The sequence below is a fragment of the Ruegeria sp. BHSC276 genome (genome assembly GCF_059612945.1).
The window spans coordinates 703,090-721,338 of record NZ_JBXWRP010000001.1 but is presented as its reverse complement, the minus strand read 5'-3'; the positions used below and the strand labels follow the sequence as shown (position 1 = coordinate 721,338).

23 protein-coding genes are annotated in these 18,249 nt (G+C 62.4%); all 23 read left to right on the top strand.

Going from position 1 to position 18,249, the window contains the following annotated elements:
- Positions 1-4: 4 nt before the first annotated feature.
- The 23 genes from rpsN (at position 5) to AC2FMD_RS03455 (ending at position 18,249) form a co-directional block, all read left to right on the top strand.
- On the top strand, positions 5-310 hold the full coding sequence (gene rpsN, locus AC2FMD_RS03565) for a 30S ribosomal protein S14 (RefSeq protein ID WP_005980746.1): 306 nt from the start codon (positions 5-7) through the stop codon (positions 308-310).
- Positions 311-323: 13 nt separating this feature from the next.
- Complete coding sequence (gene rpsH / locus AC2FMD_RS03560; protein ID WP_490361835.1) at positions 324-716, top strand: 30S ribosomal protein S8; 393 nt, start codon at positions 324-326, stop codon at positions 714-716.
- Between the two features lie 11 nt (positions 717-727).
- Positions 728-1,261 carry a 50S ribosomal protein L6 gene (gene rplF / locus AC2FMD_RS03555; protein ID WP_490361834.1) on the top strand — a complete coding sequence of 178 codons (534 nt, stop codon included), beginning with the start codon at positions 728-730 and terminating at the stop codon, positions 1,259-1,261.
- Between the two features lie 11 nt (positions 1,262-1,272).
- The gene (rplR, locus tag AC2FMD_RS03550; RefSeq protein WP_005980751.1) at positions 1,273-1,632 is read left to right on the top strand and encodes a 50S ribosomal protein L18; all 360 of its coding nucleotides are present in this window, start codon (positions 1,273-1,275) and stop codon (positions 1,630-1,632) included.
- Between the two features lie 116 nt (positions 1,633-1,748).
- Entirely contained in the window at positions 1,749-2,327 is a 579-nt protein-coding gene (gene rpsE / locus AC2FMD_RS03545; protein WP_496679198.1) for a 30S ribosomal protein S5, read from the top strand.
- 12 nt (positions 2,328-2,339) lie between these two features.
- Entirely contained in the window at positions 2,340-2,528 is a 189-nt protein-coding gene (rpmD, locus tag AC2FMD_RS03540) for a 50S ribosomal protein L30 (protein ID WP_149775093.1), read from the top strand.
- 212 nt (positions 2,529-2,740) lie between these two features.
- A complete protein-coding gene (locus tag AC2FMD_RS03535; protein ID WP_496679196.1) occupies positions 2,741-2,956 on the top strand; it encodes a DUF1127 domain-containing protein in 216 nt (71 codons plus the stop codon).
- 171 nt (positions 2,957-3,127) lie between these two features.
- Positions 3,128-3,955, top strand: coding sequence for a hypothetical protein (locus AC2FMD_RS03530; protein ID WP_496743330.1), 828 nt, complete (start codon positions 3,128-3,130; stop codon positions 3,953-3,955).
- A 149-nt stretch (positions 3,956-4,104) separates the two neighbouring features.
- The gene (gene rplO, locus AC2FMD_RS03525; RefSeq protein WP_496679192.1) at positions 4,105-4,578 is read left to right on the top strand and encodes a 50S ribosomal protein L15; all 474 of its coding nucleotides are present in this window, start codon (positions 4,105-4,107) and stop codon (positions 4,576-4,578) included.
- A 109-nt stretch (positions 4,579-4,687) separates the two neighbouring features.
- Complete coding sequence (gene secY, locus AC2FMD_RS03520; protein ID WP_149775089.1) at positions 4,688-6,052, top strand: preprotein translocase subunit SecY; 1,365 nt, start codon at positions 4,688-4,690, stop codon at positions 6,050-6,052.
- Complete coding sequence (locus tag AC2FMD_RS03515) at positions 6,049-6,690, top strand: adenylate kinase (RefSeq protein WP_496679191.1); 642 nt, start codon at positions 6,049-6,051, stop codon at positions 6,688-6,690. Before secY ends, AC2FMD_RS03515 begins: the two co-directional genes overlap by 4 nt.
- Positions 6,691-6,889: 199 nt before the next feature.
- Positions 6,890-7,258 (top strand): 30S ribosomal protein S13, encoded by a 369-nt coding sequence (gene rpsM / locus AC2FMD_RS03510; protein ID WP_068344877.1) that lies wholly within the window; start codon positions 6,890-6,892, stop codon positions 7,256-7,258.
- A 14-nt stretch (positions 7,259-7,272) separates the two neighbouring features.
- Entirely contained in the window at positions 7,273-7,662 is a 390-nt protein-coding gene (rpsK, locus tag AC2FMD_RS03505) for a 30S ribosomal protein S11 (protein ID WP_068344878.1), read from the top strand.
- A gap of 114 nt (positions 7,663-7,776) precedes the next feature.
- Positions 7,777-8,793 carry a DNA-directed RNA polymerase subunit alpha gene (locus AC2FMD_RS03500; protein ID WP_149775087.1) on the top strand — a complete coding sequence of 339 codons (1,017 nt, stop codon included), beginning with the start codon at positions 7,777-7,779 and terminating at the stop codon, positions 8,791-8,793.
- A gap of 118 nt (positions 8,794-8,911) precedes the next feature.
- On the top strand, positions 8,912-9,337 hold the full coding sequence (gene rplQ, locus AC2FMD_RS03495) for a 50S ribosomal protein L17 (protein WP_496679187.1): 426 nt from the start codon (positions 8,912-8,914) through the stop codon (positions 9,335-9,337).
- Positions 9,338-9,505: 168 nt separating this feature from the next.
- Positions 9,506-10,891: a trypsin-like peptidase domain-containing protein gene (locus AC2FMD_RS03490; RefSeq protein WP_496686670.1), complete on the top strand. Its 1,386-nt coding sequence runs from the start codon at positions 9,506-9,508 to the stop codon at positions 10,889-10,891.
- Positions 10,892-10,895: 4 nt separating this feature from the next.
- Entirely contained in the window at positions 10,896-12,209 is a 1,314-nt protein-coding gene (locus AC2FMD_RS03485; RefSeq protein WP_496743329.1) for a replication-associated recombination protein A, read from the top strand.
- A gap of 96 nt (positions 12,210-12,305) precedes the next feature.
- Positions 12,306-13,112, top strand: a complete 807-nt coding sequence (locus AC2FMD_RS03480; protein ID WP_496743328.1) for a crotonase/enoyl-CoA hydratase family protein — start codon at positions 12,306-12,308, stop codon at positions 13,110-13,112.
- A 133-nt stretch (positions 13,113-13,245) separates the two neighbouring features.
- A complete protein-coding gene (locus tag AC2FMD_RS03475; RefSeq protein ID WP_496794667.1) occupies positions 13,246-14,289 on the top strand; it encodes an RluA family pseudouridine synthase in 1,044 nt (347 codons plus the stop codon).
- Positions 14,286-14,969 carry an HAD-IA family hydrolase gene (locus AC2FMD_RS03470; RefSeq protein WP_496679178.1) on the top strand — a complete coding sequence of 228 codons (684 nt, stop codon included), beginning with the start codon at positions 14,286-14,288 and terminating at the stop codon, positions 14,967-14,969. The genes AC2FMD_RS03475 and AC2FMD_RS03470 overlap by 4 nt, the downstream gene beginning before the upstream one ends.
- On the top strand, positions 14,962-15,669 hold the full coding sequence (locus AC2FMD_RS03465; protein WP_496742849.1) for an ATP12 family chaperone protein: 708 nt from the start codon (positions 14,962-14,964) through the stop codon (positions 15,667-15,669). The genes AC2FMD_RS03470 and AC2FMD_RS03465 overlap by 8 nt, the downstream gene beginning before the upstream one ends.
- Positions 15,670-15,878: 209 nt before the next feature.
- Positions 15,879-16,895 (top strand): amino acid ABC transporter substrate-binding protein, encoded by a 1,017-nt coding sequence (locus AC2FMD_RS03460; protein ID WP_496679175.1) that lies wholly within the window; start codon positions 15,879-15,881, stop codon positions 16,893-16,895.
- Between the two features lie 121 nt (positions 16,896-17,016).
- Positions 17,017-18,249: an amino acid ABC transporter permease gene (locus tag AC2FMD_RS03455; protein ID WP_496679174.1), complete on the top strand. Its 1,233-nt coding sequence runs from the start codon at positions 17,017-17,019 to the stop codon at positions 18,247-18,249.

Sequence of the window (18,249 nt, the reverse complement as noted above, 5' to 3'; positions counted from 1 at the left end):
AGACATGGCTAAAAAAGCAATGATCGAGCGCGAAAAGAAGCGCGAGCGCCTGGTGGCCAAATACGCCGCAAAACGCGCCGAGCTGAAAGAAATCGCGAATGACGAGAGCCGCCCGATGGAAGAGCGCTTCAAGGCGCGACTGAAACTGGCGAAACTGCCGCGCAACAGCTCGGCAACCCGTCTGCACAACCGCTGCCAGCTGACCGGCCGTCCGCACGCTTACTATCGTAAGCTGAAGATCAGCCGTATCGCGCTGCGCGAGCTGGGCTCTGCTGGTCAGATCCCCGGCATGGTGAAATCGAGCTGGTAAGGGAGAGAGTGATATGAACGATCCTATCGGCGATATGCTCACCCGTATCCGCAACGCGCAGATGCGCGGCAAGTCCACCGTGACCACTCCGGCGTCGAAACTGCGCGCCTGGGTTCTGGACGTGCTGGCGGACGAAGGCTACATCCGCGGCTATGAAAAAGTGACCGGCGCCAATGGCCATCCGGCGCTCGAGATCAGCCTGAAATACTATGAAGGCACCCCTGTCATTCGCGAACTGAAGCGGGTCTCGAAGCCCGGTCGTCGCGTGTACATGGGCGTCAATGACATTCCGCAGGTCCGTCAGGGTCTGGGCGTGTCGATTGTCAGCACGCCCAAGGGCGTGATGTCGGACGCGAACGCTCGCTCCAACAATGTTGGCGGCGAAGTGCTCTGCACCGTCTTCTAAGGAGGTCTGGAATGTCTCGTATTGGTAAAAAACCGGTCGAGCTGCCCAGCGGCGTTTCCGCTGCTGTGTCCGGCCAGACCATCGAAGTGAAGGGTCCGAAAGGTACCCGCAGCTTCACCGCAACCGACGACGTCACCCTGTCGGTCGAAGACAACGTGGTCAAGATCACTCCGCGCGGCACCTCGAAGCGTGCACGTCAGCAGTGGGGCATGAGCCGCACCATGGTTGCCAACCTGGTTGAAGGCGTGACCAACGGCTTCAAGAAAGAGCTGGAGATCCAGGGTGTGGGTTACCGCGCTCAGATGCAGGGCAACACCCTGAAGCTGAACCTGGGCTACAGCCACGATGTCGATTTCGTTGCGCCGGAAGGTGTCACAATCACCGCGCCGAAGCAGACCGAGATCGTCGTGGAAGGCATCGACCAGCAGCTGGTGGGCGAAGTGGCGGCCAAGATCCGCGACTGGCGCCGCCCCGAGCCGTACAAAGGCAAGGGCATCCGCTACAAGGGCGAGTTCATCTTCCGCAAGGAAGGCAAGAAGAAGTAAGGACGAACACAATGGCAAACAGCAAAAGAACCCTGTTTCTGAAGCGCCGCCTGCGCGTTCGGAACAAGCTTCGCAAGGTCAACGCCGGGCGTCCGCGCCTGTCGGTGCACCGCTCGAACAAGAACATCTCGGTCCAGCTGATCGACGATGTGCGCGGCGTGACCCTGGCCTCGGCCTCGACCCTGGAAAAGGATCTGGGCGTTGTCGGCAAGAACAACATCGAAGCGGCCACCAAGGTGGGCGCGGCCATCGCAGAGCGGGCCAAGAAGGCCGGCGTAGAAGAGGCCTATTTCGATCGTGGCGGCTTCCTGTTCCACGGCAAGGTGAAGGCTCTGGCCGACGCTGCGCGTGAAGGCGGTCTGAAGATCTAAGACCTGTGGGTGGCCCATGCGGCCACCCCGATGATCCGGGAGCCTCGGCCGCGGGCCGGGGCTCACCTGGATTGAAGTAACGGCGCTGACGCGCCATCAGAGAAAGGGATGCCGAAATGGCAGAACGTGAAAACCGCCGGGGCAACCGTCGCGAGCGCGAGGAAGCACCGGAATTCGCAGATCGCCTGGTTGCGATCAACCGCGTGTCGAAAACTGTAAAGGGTGGTAAGCGCTTCGGCTTCGCCGCTCTGGTGGTTGTCGGCGATCAGAAAGGCCGCGTCGGCTTTGGCAAGGGCAAGGCGAAAGAAGTGCCCGAAGCCATCCGCAAGGCCACCGAGCAGGCCAAACGCAACATGATCCGCGTGCAGCTGCGCGAAGGCCGCACCCTGCACCACGACATCGAAGGCCGCCACGGCGCCGGCAAGGTCGTCATGCGCACCGCGCCGGAAGGTACCGGTATCATCGCCGGTGGTCCGATGCGTGCCGTGTTCGAGATGCTGGGCGTCAAGGACGTGGTGTCCAAGTCGCTGGGCTCGCAGAACCCCTACAACATGATCCGCGCCACCATCGACGGCCTGAAGAAAGAACAGAGCCCGCGTTCGGTTGCCGCACGTCGTGGCAAGAAGGTTGCTGACATCCTGCCCAAGCGGGACGAAGCACCGGCCGCATCGGCGCAAGTCGCCGAAGAAGCGTAAGGAGACGTCACCATGGCAAAAACCATCGTCGTCAAGCAGATCGGCTCGCCGATCCGCCGCCCCGCCGACCAGCGCGCAACCCTGATCGGCCTGGGCCTGAACAAGATGCACAAGACCCGCGAACTGGAGGATACCCCCTCGATCCGCGGCATGGTCAACAAGATCCCGCATCTGGTGGAGATCATCGAAGAACGCGACTGATCGCGTCTCGGACCCAACTCGAAAACGCCCCCGACCCGTTCGGGGGCGTTTTTCTTTGCGCCGTCTGCATGGCTTGCCATGCATCTGGCGCATGACGGGTAGACCGAGACTTGGATTGTTTGCGGTAACATCCGGGCCTATCTGTGGAGTGTCCAAAAGGAACGACACTCACAGCGCCAGGGAATACGCCCCGGCAAGAACGGAGCCCAGATATGGCACACGCACTGAACATCCCCCATGGCGGCCTGAACCTGACCGCCCGCATCCGCGACCTGATCGACGGCATCAAGCGCGCCCAGACCCGCGCGCGAGAATACAGCAAGACCTATTCCGAGCTGCAGCGGTTGAGCGACCGTGAACTCAACGACATCGGCATCCGCCGCTGCGACATTGCCGATATCGCACGCGAGCACGCTTATTGCTCGTAAGTGGCAAAGGCCTTCTTCGCGATGCAGGTGGGGCGCCGGACGGGCGCCCTTTTCCTTTTTGGGCGTCTGTCTCCTCAAGAATTTCCAAGGGGCGCCAACTGCACCGTTGCATGGGACCGGGAATTGCGCCACTTCCTGAACAACGCGATTTTGCGGGTGAAAGGGCAGGGCATGGCGAGGGACTACCAGATCGGAATGCTGTGGGTGGAGGGGCCGCTCAGTTTCCTCGAGCTGCTTTGCATCCAGTCCTATCTGGACATGGGCCACAGCGTGCGCCTGTACACCTACAACAACGTGACCAACATTCCCGACGGGGTGGAGCAGCGGGACGCCCGAGAGATCCTGCCCGATTCCGAATTCATCACCCATGACCGCACCCAAAGCCCGGCGCCGCATTCCGACAAGTTCCGATACCGGATGCTGGCGCAGGAACCCGACCTGATTTGGGCCGACACTGATGCCTATTGCCTGAAACCCTATTCAACGGCGAATGGCCATTACTACGGGTATCTCGAGGGTGAGGTAGCCATCGGCGTATTGGGGCTGCCGCATGACAGTGAAACTCTGGCCAAGCTGATCGAGTACACGAATGATCCGTATCGAATACCGCCTTGGCTGCCTCCGCGCCACCGGCGGCCATTGGAAGAGGCGCGGGACGCCGGAAATCCCACCAACGTTCCCGAGTTTTTGTGGGGTGTGTGGGGGCCAAAGGCGTTCACCTGGGCGTTGAAGGAAACAGGCGAGATCAAATACGCCCTGCCAGAGCATGTGTTCTATCCGATCAATTTCACGCGCCGCCGCGCCATGGCACGGCCGAATACGAATCTCGACCGGTTTTTCCACGAAGATACGGTTTCGATCCATCTCTACGGACGCCGGATGCGCGCGATCATGCGCAAGAACGGCGGCGTTCCGCACCCCGACAGCTTGGTCGGGCAACTGGTGGCCAAACATGGTATCGTTCCGCAAGACGCGCCGATCTCCGATCCCGAGGGCTGACTCGTTGCGATCGGACAATCAAAACTTGCAACCGGAGGCCTGACGCTGTATCGGGCTTCGGTGGCATGACGGCCACGAGAATCAAAATCAAGAAATGCCGTGTTTGGCCCATCACGCTTCGGGGTCATATCCGGCTAAGGAGAAGCGACATGAAACTGCATGAACTGCGCGACAATCCCGGCGCCGTCAAGAAACGGACCCGCGTTGGCCGTGGTCCCGGCTCGGGCAAGGGTAAAATGGGTGGCCGTGGTATCAAAGGCCAGAAATCCCGTTCGGGTGTGGCCATCAACGGCTATGAAGGCGGCCAGATGCCGCTGTATCAGCGCCTGCCCAAGCGTGGCTTCAACAAGCCGAACCGCAAGGAATACGCCGTTGTGAACCTGGGCCTGATCCAGAAATTCGTCGACGCCGGCAAGCTGGACGCCAAGGCCGCGATCACCGAGGACGCTCTGATTGCCTCGGGCCTGGTCCGCCGCAAGCTGGACGGCGTCCGCGTTCTGGCCAAGGGTGAAATCACCGCCAAGCTGAACCTGGAAGTGACCGGCGCCTCGAAGTCGGCCATCGAAGCCGTGGAAAAAGCGGGCGGTTCACTGAAGGTCACAAAAGCCGCTGCGGCAGAGTAAGCGCTTGTGAGCGGGCGCCGACCCGCTTACATAGACCTCAGAGTTTTCCAAGACGCCGCCCGAGCCGGAAAACGGTTCCGGGCGGCGTTTTCATAAGAGAGACCGATTTATGGTATCAGCAGCAGAACAAATGGCAGCCAACACAAGCTGGGCTGCCCTGGGCAAGGCCACCGATCTGCGCAACCGCATCCTGTTCACGCTGGGTTTGCTGATCGTCTATCGTCTGGGCACCTTCATTCCGGTGCCGGGGATCGACGGGCAGGCGCTGCGCGAGTTCATGGAGCAGGCGGGGCAGGGCATCGGTGGGATGGTTTCGATGTTCACCGGCGGGGCGCTGGGGCGGATGGGTATCTTTGCCCTCGGCATCATGCCCTATATCTCGGCATCGATCATCGTGCAGCTGCTGACCTCGATGGTTCCCGCGCTCGAACAACTCAAGAAAGAGGGCGAGCAGGGCCGCAAGAAGATCAACCAATACACCCGTTTCGGCACTGTGGCGCTGGCCACCGTGCAGGCCTATGGCCTGGCGGTTTCGCTGGAATCGGGCGATTTGGCGACCGATCCCGGTCTGTATTTCCGCCTGTCCACGATGATCACGCTGGTGGGCGGCACCATGTTCCTGATGTGGCTGGGCGAACAGATCACCGCGCGCGGCATCGGCAACGGCATCTCGCTGATCATCTTCGTCGGTATCATCGCCGAGGTTCCGGCGGCGCTGGCGCAGTTCTTCGCCTCAGGCCGTAGCGGTGCGATCAGCCCGGCCGTGATCGTCGGCGTGATCGTGATGGTGATCGCTGTGATCACCTTCGTGGTGTTCATGGAGCGCGCGCTGCGCAAGATCCATATCCAGTACCCGCGCCGCAATGTCGGCATGAAGGTCTATGAAGGCGGCTCGAGCCACCTGCCGGTCAAGGTCAACCCTGCCGGCGTGATTCCGGCGATCTTCGCCAGCTCGCTGCTGCTGCTGCCGGTCACGATCTCGACCTTCTCGTCGGGCGCGGCGAACGGACCGATCATGTCGTGGCTGCTGGCCAATTTCGGACCGGGACAGCCGCTGTACCTGCTGTTCTTCGCTTCGATGATCGTGTTCTTTGCGTATTTCTACACGTTCAACGTGTCGTTCAAACCGGATGACGTGGCGGACAACCTGAAAAAGCAGAACGGCTTTGTGCCCGGCATCCGTCCCGGTAAGAAAACCGCCGAGTATCTGGAATATGTGGTCAACCGCGTGCTGGTGCTGGGCTCGGCCTATCTGGCGGCGGTCTGCCTGCTGCCCGAGATCCTGCGCGGCCAGTTCGCCATTCCGTTCTATTTCGGTGGCACCTCAGTTCTGATCATCGTCTCTGTGACCATGGACACGATCCAACAGGTTCAGAGCCACCTGCTGGCGCATCAATACGAAGGGCTGATCGAAAAGTCCCAGTTGCGCGGCAAAGGCAAGAAACGCGGCAGGAAGGGACCCGCTCGTCGATGAATATCATTCTTCTGGGCCCCCCGGGGGCAGGCAAGGGTACGCAAGCACGTCACCTGGTTGAAACGCGGGGCATGATCCAGCTCAGCACCGGTGACATGCTGCGCGAGGCCCGCAGCTCGGGAACCGAGATGGGCAAGAAGGTGGCTGCGATCATGGATGCGGGCAAGCTTGTCACCGACGAGATCGTTATCGGCCTGATCGAAGAAAAGCTGACCACCGAAAAGGGCGCTGGATTCATCTTCGACGGCTTCCCGCGTACCTTGGCCCAAGCTGACGCCTTGTCCGCCCTGCTGGCCAAGCTGGGTCAGTCGCTGCACACCGTGATCGAAATGCGCGTGGATGACGATGCGTTGGTCAAGCGGATCACCGGCCGATTCACCTGTGGCGATTGCGGCGAGGTCTATCACGACGAAACCAAGCCCACCGCGGTCGATGGGGAATGTGATAAATGTGGCGGTACCAACATGGTACGCCGGGCCGATGACAACGAAGACAGCCTGCGGACCCGGTTGATGGAGTACTACAAGAAGACATCTCCGTTGATCGGTTACTACTATGCCAAAGGTGATCTGCGTCCGGTGAACGGGCTGGCGGACATCAAGGAAGTCCGGGCCTCGATCGAGGCCATACTGGGCTGAGGCAGCAAGGGGCTTGACGCCAAGTCCAAAAGCCCATATCGACCCCCATCCCCTTGGGGAATCAACCGCGTGTGCGGGATTCGTCCCGCATGCCAAGACCACCTCGAATGATGCTGAACCCTCTGGCCACACTGCCACGGTTGGGCGTTGTGAAAAAAGGTTCTGGAATTACGGAACCGCAACGAAAGGAAAGTGACACGTGGCACGTATTGCCGGCGTAAACATCCCGACTGCAAAGCGGGTACCTATCGCCCTCACCTACATCACCGGAATCGGCAACACCTCGGCCAAGGCGATCTGCGAAGCCGTGGGCATCGACGAGAGCCGCCGGGTGAACGAACTGTCGGATGCCGAAGTTCTGGCCATCCGCGAGCACATCGACGCCAACTACACCGTCGAAGGCGACCTGCGTCGTGAAGTGCAGATGAACATCAAGCGCCTGATGGACCTGGGCTGCTATCGCGGTCTGCGTCACCGCCGCAACCTGCCGGTTCGCGGTCAGCGCACCCACACCAACGCTCGTACCCGCAAAGGCCCCGCAAAGCCGATCGCGGGCAAGAAGAAGTAAGGAGGGTCTGACCGATGGCACGTGACAAGACACGCGTAAAACGCAAAGAGCGCAAGAACATCGCATCGGGCGTCGCCCATGTGAACTCGACCTTCAACAACACCAAGATCCTGATCTCGGACGTGCAGGGCAACGCCATTTCGTGGTCGTCGGCCGGCACCATGGGCTTCAAGGGTTCGCGGAAGTCGACCCCCTACGCCGCGCAGATGGCCGCCGAAGACGCTGGCCGCAAGGCGCAGGAACATGGCGTCAAGACGCTGGAAGTCGAAGTTCAGGGCCCCGGTTCGGGCCGTGAATCGGCGCTGCGCGCGCTGGCTGCCGTGGGCTTCAACATCACGTCGATCCGCGACGTGACCCCGATTGCCCACAACGGTTGCCGCCCGCCGAAGCGCCGCCGCGTCTAAGCAATTTGGAATTGAGCTGGGGCTGTGTTTTCGCACGGCCCCAGCACGTCATTTTGAACCTCGGGCGTCTGCACCTTGTTGGTCATGGGGCGCAGACAGGAATGGAGGGATTACATGATCCACAAGAATTGGGCTGAATTGATCAAGCCGACCCAGCTTGACGGCAAGCCGGGCAATGATCCCGCGCGCCAGGCCACCATCGTCGCCGAACCGCTTGAACGCGGCTTTGGTCTGACCTTGGGCAACGCCTTGCGCCGCGTGCTGATGAGCTCGCTGCAAGGCGCGGCCATCACCAGCGTCCAGATCGACAACGTCCTGCACGAGTTCAGCTCGGTCGCAGGTGTGCGTGAAGACGTCACGGACATCATCCTGAACCTCAAGCAGGTCGCTCTGCGCATGGAAGTCGAAGGCCCCAAGCGCCTGTCGATCAATGCCAAAGGCCCCGCAGTCGTCACCGCAGGCGACATCAGCGAAAGCGCCGGCATCGAGGTTCTGAACCGCGATCACGTCATCTGCCACCTGGACGATGGCGCCGACCTGTTCATGGAACTGACCGTCAACACCGGAAAGGGCTATGTCTCGGCCGAGAAGAACAAGCCCGAAGACGCGCCTATCGGCCTGATCCCGATCGACGCGATCTATTCGCCGGTCAAGAAGGTCGCCTATGACGTTCAGCCGACCCGCGAAGGTCAGGTTCTGGACTATGACAAGCTGACCATGAAGATCGAAACCGACGGCTCGATCACGCCCGAGGATGCGCTGGCCTTCGCCGCCCGCATCCTGCAGGATCAGCTGTCGATCTTCGTCAACTTCGACGAGCCGGAATCGGCGGGCCGCCAGGACGAGGACGATGGTCTGGAGTTCAACCCGCTGCTGCTGAAGAAGGTGGACGAGCTGGAGCTGTCGGTCCGTTCGGCAAACTGCCTGAAGAACGACAACATCGTCTATATCGGCGATCTGATCCAGAAGACCGAAGCCGAGATGCTGCGCACCCCGAACTTCGGCCGCAAGTCGCTGAACGAGATCAAGGAAGTGCTGTCCGGAATGGGCCTGCACCTCGGCATGGATGTCGAGGATTGGCCGCCCGACAACATCGAAGATCTGGCCAAAAAATTCGAAGACGCGTTCTAAGCGCGTCTTCGCCAATGCCCGGGCTGCCGGGGACCGTATGGGCATTTCCGCCCCAAGGAGAGCCGGTGACACGCATCGCCGGCCAGACAAAGCAAAACGCGAAAGAAGGAATTGAAAAATGCGTCACGCACGTGGTTACCGCCGCCTGAACCGTACTCATGAGCACCGCAAGGCCCTGTTCTCGAACATGGCCGGCTCGCTGATCGAGCACGAACAGATCAAGACGACGCTGCCCAAGGCAAAAGAGCTGCGCCCGATCGTTGAAAAGCTGATCACTCTGGGCAAGCGCGGCGACCTGCACGCCCGCCGTCAGGCCGCAGCTCAGCTGAAGGAAGACAAGGACGTCGCCAAGCTGTTCGAGGTTCTGGGCCCGCGCTACAAGGACCGTCAGGGCGGCTACGTCCGTATCCTGAAGGCCGGCTTCCGCTATGGCGACATGGCGCCGATGGCGATCATCGAATTCGTCGATCGCGACGTCGATGCCAAGGGCGCGGCCGACAAGGCCCGCGTTGCTGCCGAAGAAGCGGCCGCTGACGAAGAATAAGACCCGGCTGAATGGCCGAACTCTTGACCCCTGTCCGGATCGTCCGGGCAGGGGTTTTTAATTGCTTTGCGGGCTTTGAAACGACCCTGCCGGCGGCGGAGCGCCACGCTCTATTGCATTCGCACGCCGCGCTCCGCATATCTTCGGCGGAGGAAGAACGGAGCTGTCATGATACGCACGATACTGGCTGTATGTCTGATGACACTGGCCGCCCAGGCCGGCGCCGAGACGCGGGTTCCGCAATCGCAGGCCGAGATTTCGATGGGATTTGCCCCGGTGGTCAAAAAGGCGGCCCCGGCGGTGGTGAACATCTATGCCAAGATCGTCCGGCCCGGACGCCGCAGCCCGATTTTCGCAGACCCGTTCTTTCAGGACTTTTTCGGTGGCGGCTTCGGTACGCCGCGTCCACGGGTGCAGAACTCTCTGGGGTCGGGCGTCATCTTGACCGAGGATGGCTACGTCGTTTCGAACTACCACGTCGTCGGCACCGCGACCGAGATCCGGGTCGTCACAACGGATCGTCGTGAATTTCACGCCGAGGTCGTCCTAGGCGACGAGGAAAGCGACATCGCCATCCTGCGCCTGCTGGACGCGCAGGGCCTGCCCTTCCTGCGTCTGCGCGATTCGGATCAGGTCGAGGTTGGCGAGTTGGCTCTGGCCATCGGCAACCCGTTCGGCGTGGGGCAGACCGTGTCGTCGGGCATCATCTCGGGGCTGGCGCGGTCGGGAACTGCCACGGGCAATGCGCGGGGGTATTTCATTCAGACCGATGCGCCCATCAACCCGGGCAATTCCGGGGGCGCTCTGATCGACGTCAACGGAGATCTGATCGGCATCAACACCTCGATCCTCACGCGGTCGGGCGGGTCCAACGGCATCGGCTTTGCCATTCCGGCCAATCTGGTGGCGGAATTCCTGCGTCAGGCTAAGGCGGGCAACACGGAATTCGTCAGCCCCTGGGCCGGCATGGCCGGTCAGATCATGAGCGCCGACATCGCGGAATCGCTTGGGCTTTCGCTGCCGCAGGGCGTGGTGATCTCGGACCTCCATCCGCTCAGCCCATTGGCCGAGGCTGGCTTGCGGGTGGGCGACATCGTCACGCATGTGGATGGTGAAGAGGTGAACTCGCCCGCCGAGATGAAGTTTCGCATGTCGGTGGCGGGTGTTGGTGGGACATCCGTTCTGACCCGGCTGCGCGGTGGTGACAGGAAAGATGTCAGTGTGGCGCTGATGGCTGCGCCTGAAACGCCGACGGCCGAGGAAACCACTTTGAACGACCGCACGGTTCTGCCGGGGATGACGGTTGCGCGAATCAACCCGGCTTTGATCGTCAAGATGGGGCTGCCCCTGTCTCAAACCGGTGTGGTCGTTGTCGACCCCGGCCCCTATGGCGCGCGGGCCGGGCTGCGGCCCGGCGACGTAATCAATGCCGTGAACGGGCGAAAGGCCGAACGCCCGCGCGACGTCGTTCGGGCGCTGCGCGACCCGGGCCGGCGGGTGCAGATCGATCTGGTGCGCGGCGGTAAGCCCGTGTCGTTGCGGTTCAGGCTCTGATGGCATGAGTGACCTGTTCGACACCGAAGGGCAGGCCTCCGAACCGGCCCCGAACCGCCCGCTGGCAGACCGGTTGCGGCCCCGGGCGCTGTCCGAGGTGATCGGGCAGCAACAGGTTCTGGGCCCCGAGGCGCCGCTGGGGGTGATGCTGGCGTCGGGCAGCCTGTCCAGCCTGATCTTCTGGGGGCCGCCGGGGGTCGGCAAAACTACCATCGCGCGGCTGCTGGCCAAAGAAACCGACCTGCATTTCGAACAGATCAGCGCGATCTTCACTGGCGTTCCCGACCTCAAGAAGGTGTTCGAGGCTGCCAAGTTGCGGCGGCGGAACGGCAAGGGGACGCTGTTGTTCGTGGACGAGATCCATCGTTTCAACAAGGCCCAGCAGGACGGGTTCCTGCCGCATATGGAGGACGGGACGATCCTTCTGGTGGGCGCGACCACCGAAAACCCATCGTTCGAGTTGAACGCCGCCGTACTCAGCCGCGCGCAGGTGCTAGTGCTGGAACGGCTGGGCCTGGCCGATCTGGAACGCCTGACGCAGCGTGCCGAAAAAGAGCTGGGCAAGGCGTTGCCTCTGACACCCGCAGCGCGGGACGCGCTGCAGGAAATGGCGGATGGAGACGGCCGGGCGCTGTTGAACCTGATCGAGCAAATCGCGGCCTGGTCGGTGGACGCGCCGCTGGACCCCGACGCGCTGGCCAAGCGCCTGATGCGTCGTGCCGCGAAATACGACAAGTCGGGGGACGAGCACTACAATCTGATCTCGGCGCTGCACAAATCGGTGCGCGGGTCCGACCCGGATGCGGCGCTGTACTGGTTCGCACGGATGCTGACCGGGGGCGAGGATCCGCGATACCTGGCCCGCCGCATCACCCGGATGGCGGTCGAGGATATCGGTCTGGCCGATCCGCAGGCCCAGTCGATCTGCCTGCATGCCTGGGAGGTGTACGAGCGGCTCGGGTCGCCCGAGGGTGAGTTGGCGCTGGCGCAGGCGGTCGTGTATCTGGCGCTGGCGCCCAAATCCAACGGGGCCTATGTGGGCTACAAGGCGGCGATGCGCCTGGCCAAGCAGTCGGGCAGCGAGCCGCCGCCCAAACACATCCTGAACGCGCCGACGGGATTGATGAAGGATCAGGGCTATGGCGCGGGCTATGCCTATGATCATGATGCCGAGGACGGGTTCTCGGGGCAGAACTACTTTCCCGAGACCATGAAGCGCCCGGTCCTGTACCAGCCGGTCGAACGCGGGTTCGAGCGCGAGTTGAAAAAGCGTCTGGACTACTTTTCGAAACTGCGCAGTCAACGCAACGGGTCGTGACGCAGGGTCAGTTCGGACCGTTCCGTCGCGTTTCGCGGGACACTCAAGGCGCGCCCGGGGTTCCCTAGGATTACATGCCGCTAGGGAGGAGCGCAGATGACCGTTTCCATCGACAAGACAGACGACGTGTGGACCATCATCCACGACCGGCCCCAGGCCAGAAACGCCGTAGATGCCGAACACGCGGCAGCCCTGGCCGAGGCCTTCATTGCCTTCGAGGACAGCGCGGCCAAGGTCGCCGTGTTCTGGGGAAAGGGCGGCAATTTCTGCGCGGGCTGGGACCTCAAGATGGCAGCCACGCTGTCTGACCCGGACCTGCGCGAGCCCTATTTCGACAGGCACGCTTTTCCAATCGGGGCCGCGCCGTCGCTGCTGGGCCCGATGGGCCCATCGCGGCTGGAGCTGTCAAAGCCGGTCATTGGCGCGATCGAAGGCGCCGCTGTTGCCGGCGGCATGGAGTTGGCCCTTTGGTGCGACATCCGGGTGATGGCCGAGGACGCCTATATGGGCGTCTATTGCCGCCGTTGGGGAATCACGCTGATGGATGGCGGTTCGGTGCGGCTGCCGCGGCTGGTCGGGCAGGGCAAGGCACTCGAGATCGCGCTGACCGGGCGCACGGTCATGGCTGACGAGTGCGAACGGATCGGGCTGGCCGAGAAAATCGTGCCGCAGGGTGAAACCCGCATCGCGGCCGAAGCGATGGCGCACGAAATTGCCCGCTTCCCGCAGGAGGCCGTCGGCGCCGACCGCCGCTCGATCATCGAAACCCGGGGGATGCCGTTGCGCGAGGCGTTGAAGGTCGAATGGGCCAACGGGCTGGACGCCATCCGCCGCGAGGGTACGTCCGGCGCGGCTCGGTTCCGCGATGGGGCGGGGCGGCACGGGGATTTCAACGATATCTGAGCGGCCTTGGCCCGCGAGCCCGTCAGCCTGCTTGACTCTTGCCTTGCGGCGCGCGACAGACGCGGATGTTTTCTGAGGCACTGACACGGGCGATTTTCCGGGCGCGCAGCATCCGGTTGCAAGGGGTATTGGCATGAGCGGCGTACAGATGATCACGGTCGAGCCGGGCGACGGCGACCAGCGGTTGGACCGCTGGTTGCGGCGCCTGTTCCCGCATGTCAGCCAGGGCCGGATCGAAAAGATGTGCCGCAAGGGTGAACTGCGCGTGGACGGCGGGCGGGTCAAGGGCTCGACCCGGCTGCGGGCGGGGCAGGTGGTGCGTGTGCCGCCCCTGCCCGACCCGGATCACAAACCTGCCCCGGCCCGCCCCCGCGTGACGGATGCCGATGCGAAAATGATCCAGGCCTGCGTGATCTACCGGGACGACCACGTGCTGGCGCTGAACAAGCCCCACGGCCTGCCCGTTCAGGGCGGCAGCGGCCAGGCCCGGCACGTGGACGGCCTCGCCGAAGCGTTACGCTTTGGCTATGACGAGAACCCACGGCTCGTGCATCGGCTCGACAAGGACACGTCGGGCGTGCTGCTGATGGCGCGCACGCGCGAAGCGGCCAAGGGCCTGACCGCGGCCTTCCGGCATCGCAACACACGCAAGATCTACTGGGCGCTGGTGGCTGGTGTGCCGACCCCGTATCTGGGCGAGATCAAGACCGGGCTGGTCAAGGCCCCCGGTCACGGCAAGCAGGGCGAAGGCGAAAAGATGATCGCCCTCCACCTGAACGAAATCGACAGTACGCCGGGCGCCAAACGGGCGCACACGCTTTATGCCACGCTGTATCGGGTGGCCAGCCGTGCATCATGGGTGGCGATGGAGCCCGTCACCGGTCGCACACATCAGCTGCGTGCGCATATGGCGGCCATCGGGCACCCGATCATCGGGGATGGGAAATATGGCGGCTCGGGTCAGGAAAATCTGGGCGATGGCTGGGGCGCACAATTGGGTGGGGTCATCAGCAAAAAGTTGCATCTGCACGCCCGAACCGCGTCATTCAAGCATCCGATGACCGGCAAGCAAATCACGATCAACGCCCCGCTGCCGCCGCACATGAAAGACAGTTGGGACACCTTGGGCTGGACCGAGGATCTGGCCGCCGAGGACCCGTTCGAGGCGCTGCGATGACCGCGCACCTGCGACTGGTTCTGTTCGATGTGGACGGGACGCTGGTGGACAGCCAGGCCAGCATCGTGTCGGCCATGACCGCCAGTTTCCAGGCGGTGTCGCTGCCGGTGCCGGATCGCGCCGCGATCCTGTCGATCGTGGGTCTTTCCCTGCCGGTTGCGATTGCGCGCCTCGTGCCCGAGCAGCCGCCGCGCATGCAGGCCCGGCTGGTCGATGGCTACAAGCAAGCCTACCACGCGCAGCGCCTTCAGCAGGGCGCCGCCGGCTCGCCCCTGTACCCCGGCGCCCGCGACGTCATCGATCGGCTGCACGCCACCCCCGAGATCCTGCTGGGCGTGGCCACGGGCAAGTCACAGCGCGGGCTGGACGCGCTGCTTGAGGCGCACGACCTCGGGCACGTTTTCGTCACCCGGCAGGTGGCCGACCATCACCCGTCGAAACCGCATCCCTCGATGATCGAAACGGCCCTGTCCGAGACTGGCGTCACACCTGCGGATGCGGTGATGATCGGCGACACGAGTTTCGACATGGAAATGGCGCAGGCGGCGCGCGTTCACGGGATCGGAGTGGCCTGGGGCTATCACGACCGGTCGCGTCTGGTGGCCGCGCGCAGGGTGATCGACAGTTTCGATCAACTGCCCGACGCGCTGACAGAATTCTGGGGACAAGAGCATGAGTGACTGGAAACCGAAACGCTTCTGGACATCAAGCGCCGTGGTCGCAGCCGATGACGGCTATGCCGTCGAGCTGGACGGGCGTCGTGTGAAGACGCCGGCCAAGGCGCCATTGGTGCTGCCCACCCGGGCCATGGCCGAAGCGGTCGCGCGGGAATGGGACGCGCAGGAAAAAGAAGTCGACCCCGCGACCATGCCCTTTACCCGCTCGGCCAATGCCGCGATCGACAAGGTGACGCATCAACATGCCGAGGTGGCCGACATGCTGGCCGACTATGGCGACTCTGACCTGCTGTGCTATCGCGCCACCCATCCTCGGGAGCTGGCCGAGCGTCAGGCCGAACAATGGGACCCGGCGCTGGACTGGGCCGCCGAAACGTTGGGGGCGCGTCTGCAGACGGTTGCGGGCGTGGTGCATCAGCCGCAGCCTGCGGAAGCCGTAAACAGGTTGCGCGACATGGTGCACGCGCTGGACGCGTTCCGTCTGGCGGCCTTTCACGATCTGGTGAGCCTGTCGGGGTCGCTGATTCTGGGTTTTGCAGCTGCCCGGAATTGGCGCAAACCGGACGATATATGGCGCATTTCGCGGCTGGATGAATCGTGGCAGGCCGAGCAATGGGGCGACGACGCAGAAGCCGTTCAGGCCGCCGAGATCAAAAGGGCCGCCTTCCTGCACGCCAAAAAGTTCTACGATCTATCGGTCTGAGCCTTTTTGGTCCCGATTTGAGAGACTTGCCTACGCTGCCTGCTTGATCTCATCGATTTCCATGATCCGGCCCTTGACGTTTGTTTATGAATGCGCCCAAACTCGGGCGCACTAAAGGGGAGACACCTTTTGGGTAACCGGTCCGGCTACCTTGCGTGTCGGATAAAAGCCCGTCCCGGATCGGGGCGGGAAATCAGGAAGAGGTAAAAATGAAAAAATCCGTAATCTTGGGCGCGGCGACGATTGCTGGTCTGGCTGCTGGCGCGGCCGCGGCGGGAACCATGGACGACGTTAAGGCGCGCGGCAAGCTGAACTGCGGCGTGACCACCGGTCTGGTCGGTTTTGCGGCACCCGACGCTAACGGCGAATGGCAAGGCTTTGACGTGGCCGTCTGCCGCGCCGTTGCCGCCGCCGTCCTGGGCGATGCGAACGCTGTCGAATTCGTGCCCACCACCGGCAAGACCCGCTTTACCGCTCTGGCGTCGGGCGAGGTCGACATGCTGGCGCGCAACACCACCTGGACCTTCAGCCGCGACGTTGACCTGAAGTTCGAATTTGTCGGCGTCAACTACTATGACGGTCAGGGCTTCATGGTGCCCAAGTCGCTGGGCGTGAGCTCGGCCAAGGAACTGGACGGCGCAACCGTCTGCATCCAGACCGGCACCACCACCGAGCTGAACCTGGCGGATTTCTTCCGCTCGAACAACATCAGCTACGAGCCGGTGCCGATCGAAACCAACGCCGAAGCGCAGCAGCAGTACCTGGCCGGTGCCTGTGACGTGTACACCACCGACGCATCGGGCCTGGCCGCAACCCGCGCCACGTTCGAAAACCCCGGTGACCATGTTCTGCTGCCCGAAATCATCTCGAAAGAGCCGCTGGGCCCGCTGGTCCGTCACGGCGACAACGAGTGGGGCGACGTGGTTCGCTGGACCCTGAACGCGATGATCTCGGCCGAAGAGCTGGGCATCACCTCGGCCAATATCGATGAGATGGCAGCCGGCACCGAGAACCCGGAAATCAACCGCCTGCTTGGGAGCGAAGGCACCCTGGGCGAGATGCTGGGTCTGGACGCCCAGTGGGCCATGCGCGCGATCAAGGCGGGCGGCAACTATGGCGAAGTGTTTGCCAAGAACATCGGCGAAGACACCCCGATCGGTCTGGCACGCGGGCTGAACGCCCAGTGGACCGATGGTGGCCTGCTGTACTCGCCGCCGTTCCGTTAAGAAAACCGAGAAGGGCGCAGGGTTTCCTGCGCCCATTTCTCATAAATAGCTGCGGACAGCTCGGGAGCAGGGAATACCCTGCCAAATCAGAAGCATCCGCAAGCCACGGGGATCCCAAAACATGTCGACTATGACTGACCCACCGAAAGCTGATTTTCGGTTGTCGATGCTCATAAACGATACCCGCTATCGCTCTTTGACCTTCCAAGTGATTGCGGCCATCGTTATTGCGCTCAGCATCTGGTATCTTGGCAACAACCTGATCCAGAACCTCAGGGCTGCTGGCCTGAACATCTCATTTGCATTTCTAGGCGACCCGGCCGGTTACGACATCAACCAGCGCCTGGTCGAATATGACAGCCAGTCCTCACATGGACGCGCGGCGATCGTTGGTATCCTCAACACGCTGCTGGTTGCGTTTCTTGCCTGTGTCACGGCCACCATTTTCGGTGTGATCGCAGGTGTCCTGCGGTTGTCGAACAACTGGCTCGTCTCCAAGCTGATGGCGATCTATGTCGAGATCTTCCGGAACATTCCGGTTCTGATCTGGATCATCATCATCTTCACCATCATGACGGCAGTGCTGCCGGGGCCACGGGCGTTCCGGGGTGACAACCCGACCTCGAGCATGCTGTTCGACCTGTTCGCCTTCACGAACCGCGGTGTTTACATCCCGCGGCCGGAATTCAGCAACGGTCTTTTCAGCTCCACGATCTTGAACTGGCTTCTGGTGCTTGCGGGTCTGGTCGGCTCTTGGTTCGCGTCGCACGAAGTTGAAAAGCGTGCGACCCTTAAGCAGGAGCAAACCGGTGAACGTCCCAAGACCTTCCTGGTAAAACTGGCCGTGTGGTTGGTACCCTTCCTGACCCTGATGGTCCTGATGGGCTTGACCTGGGATGTGCCCGCGTTGAAAGGCTTCAACTTCAGCGGTGGCATCAAGGTGGGCGGTCCCTTGATCGCCTTGTGGTTCGCCCTGTCGATCTACACGGGGGCCTTCATCGCCGAGAACGTGCGCGCAGGCATCCAGGCAATCTCGAAAGGTCAGACCGAGGCTGCGGCCGCTTTGGGTCTTCGTCCGGGGCGCATCATGAAACTCGTGATCCTGCCCCAGGCGCTGCGGGTGATCATCCCGCCGTTGATCTCGCAATACCTGAACATCACCAAGAACTCGTCTCTGGCGATCGCCGTGGGCTATGCGGACATTACCGCCACCCTGGGTGGGATCTCGCTGAACCAGACCGGTCGTGCGATCGAATGTGTTCTGCTGCTGATGCTGTTCTATCTGACGGCTTCGCTGCTGATCTCGGCTGTGATGAACATTTACAACGCATCCGTCAAATTGAAGGAGCGCTGA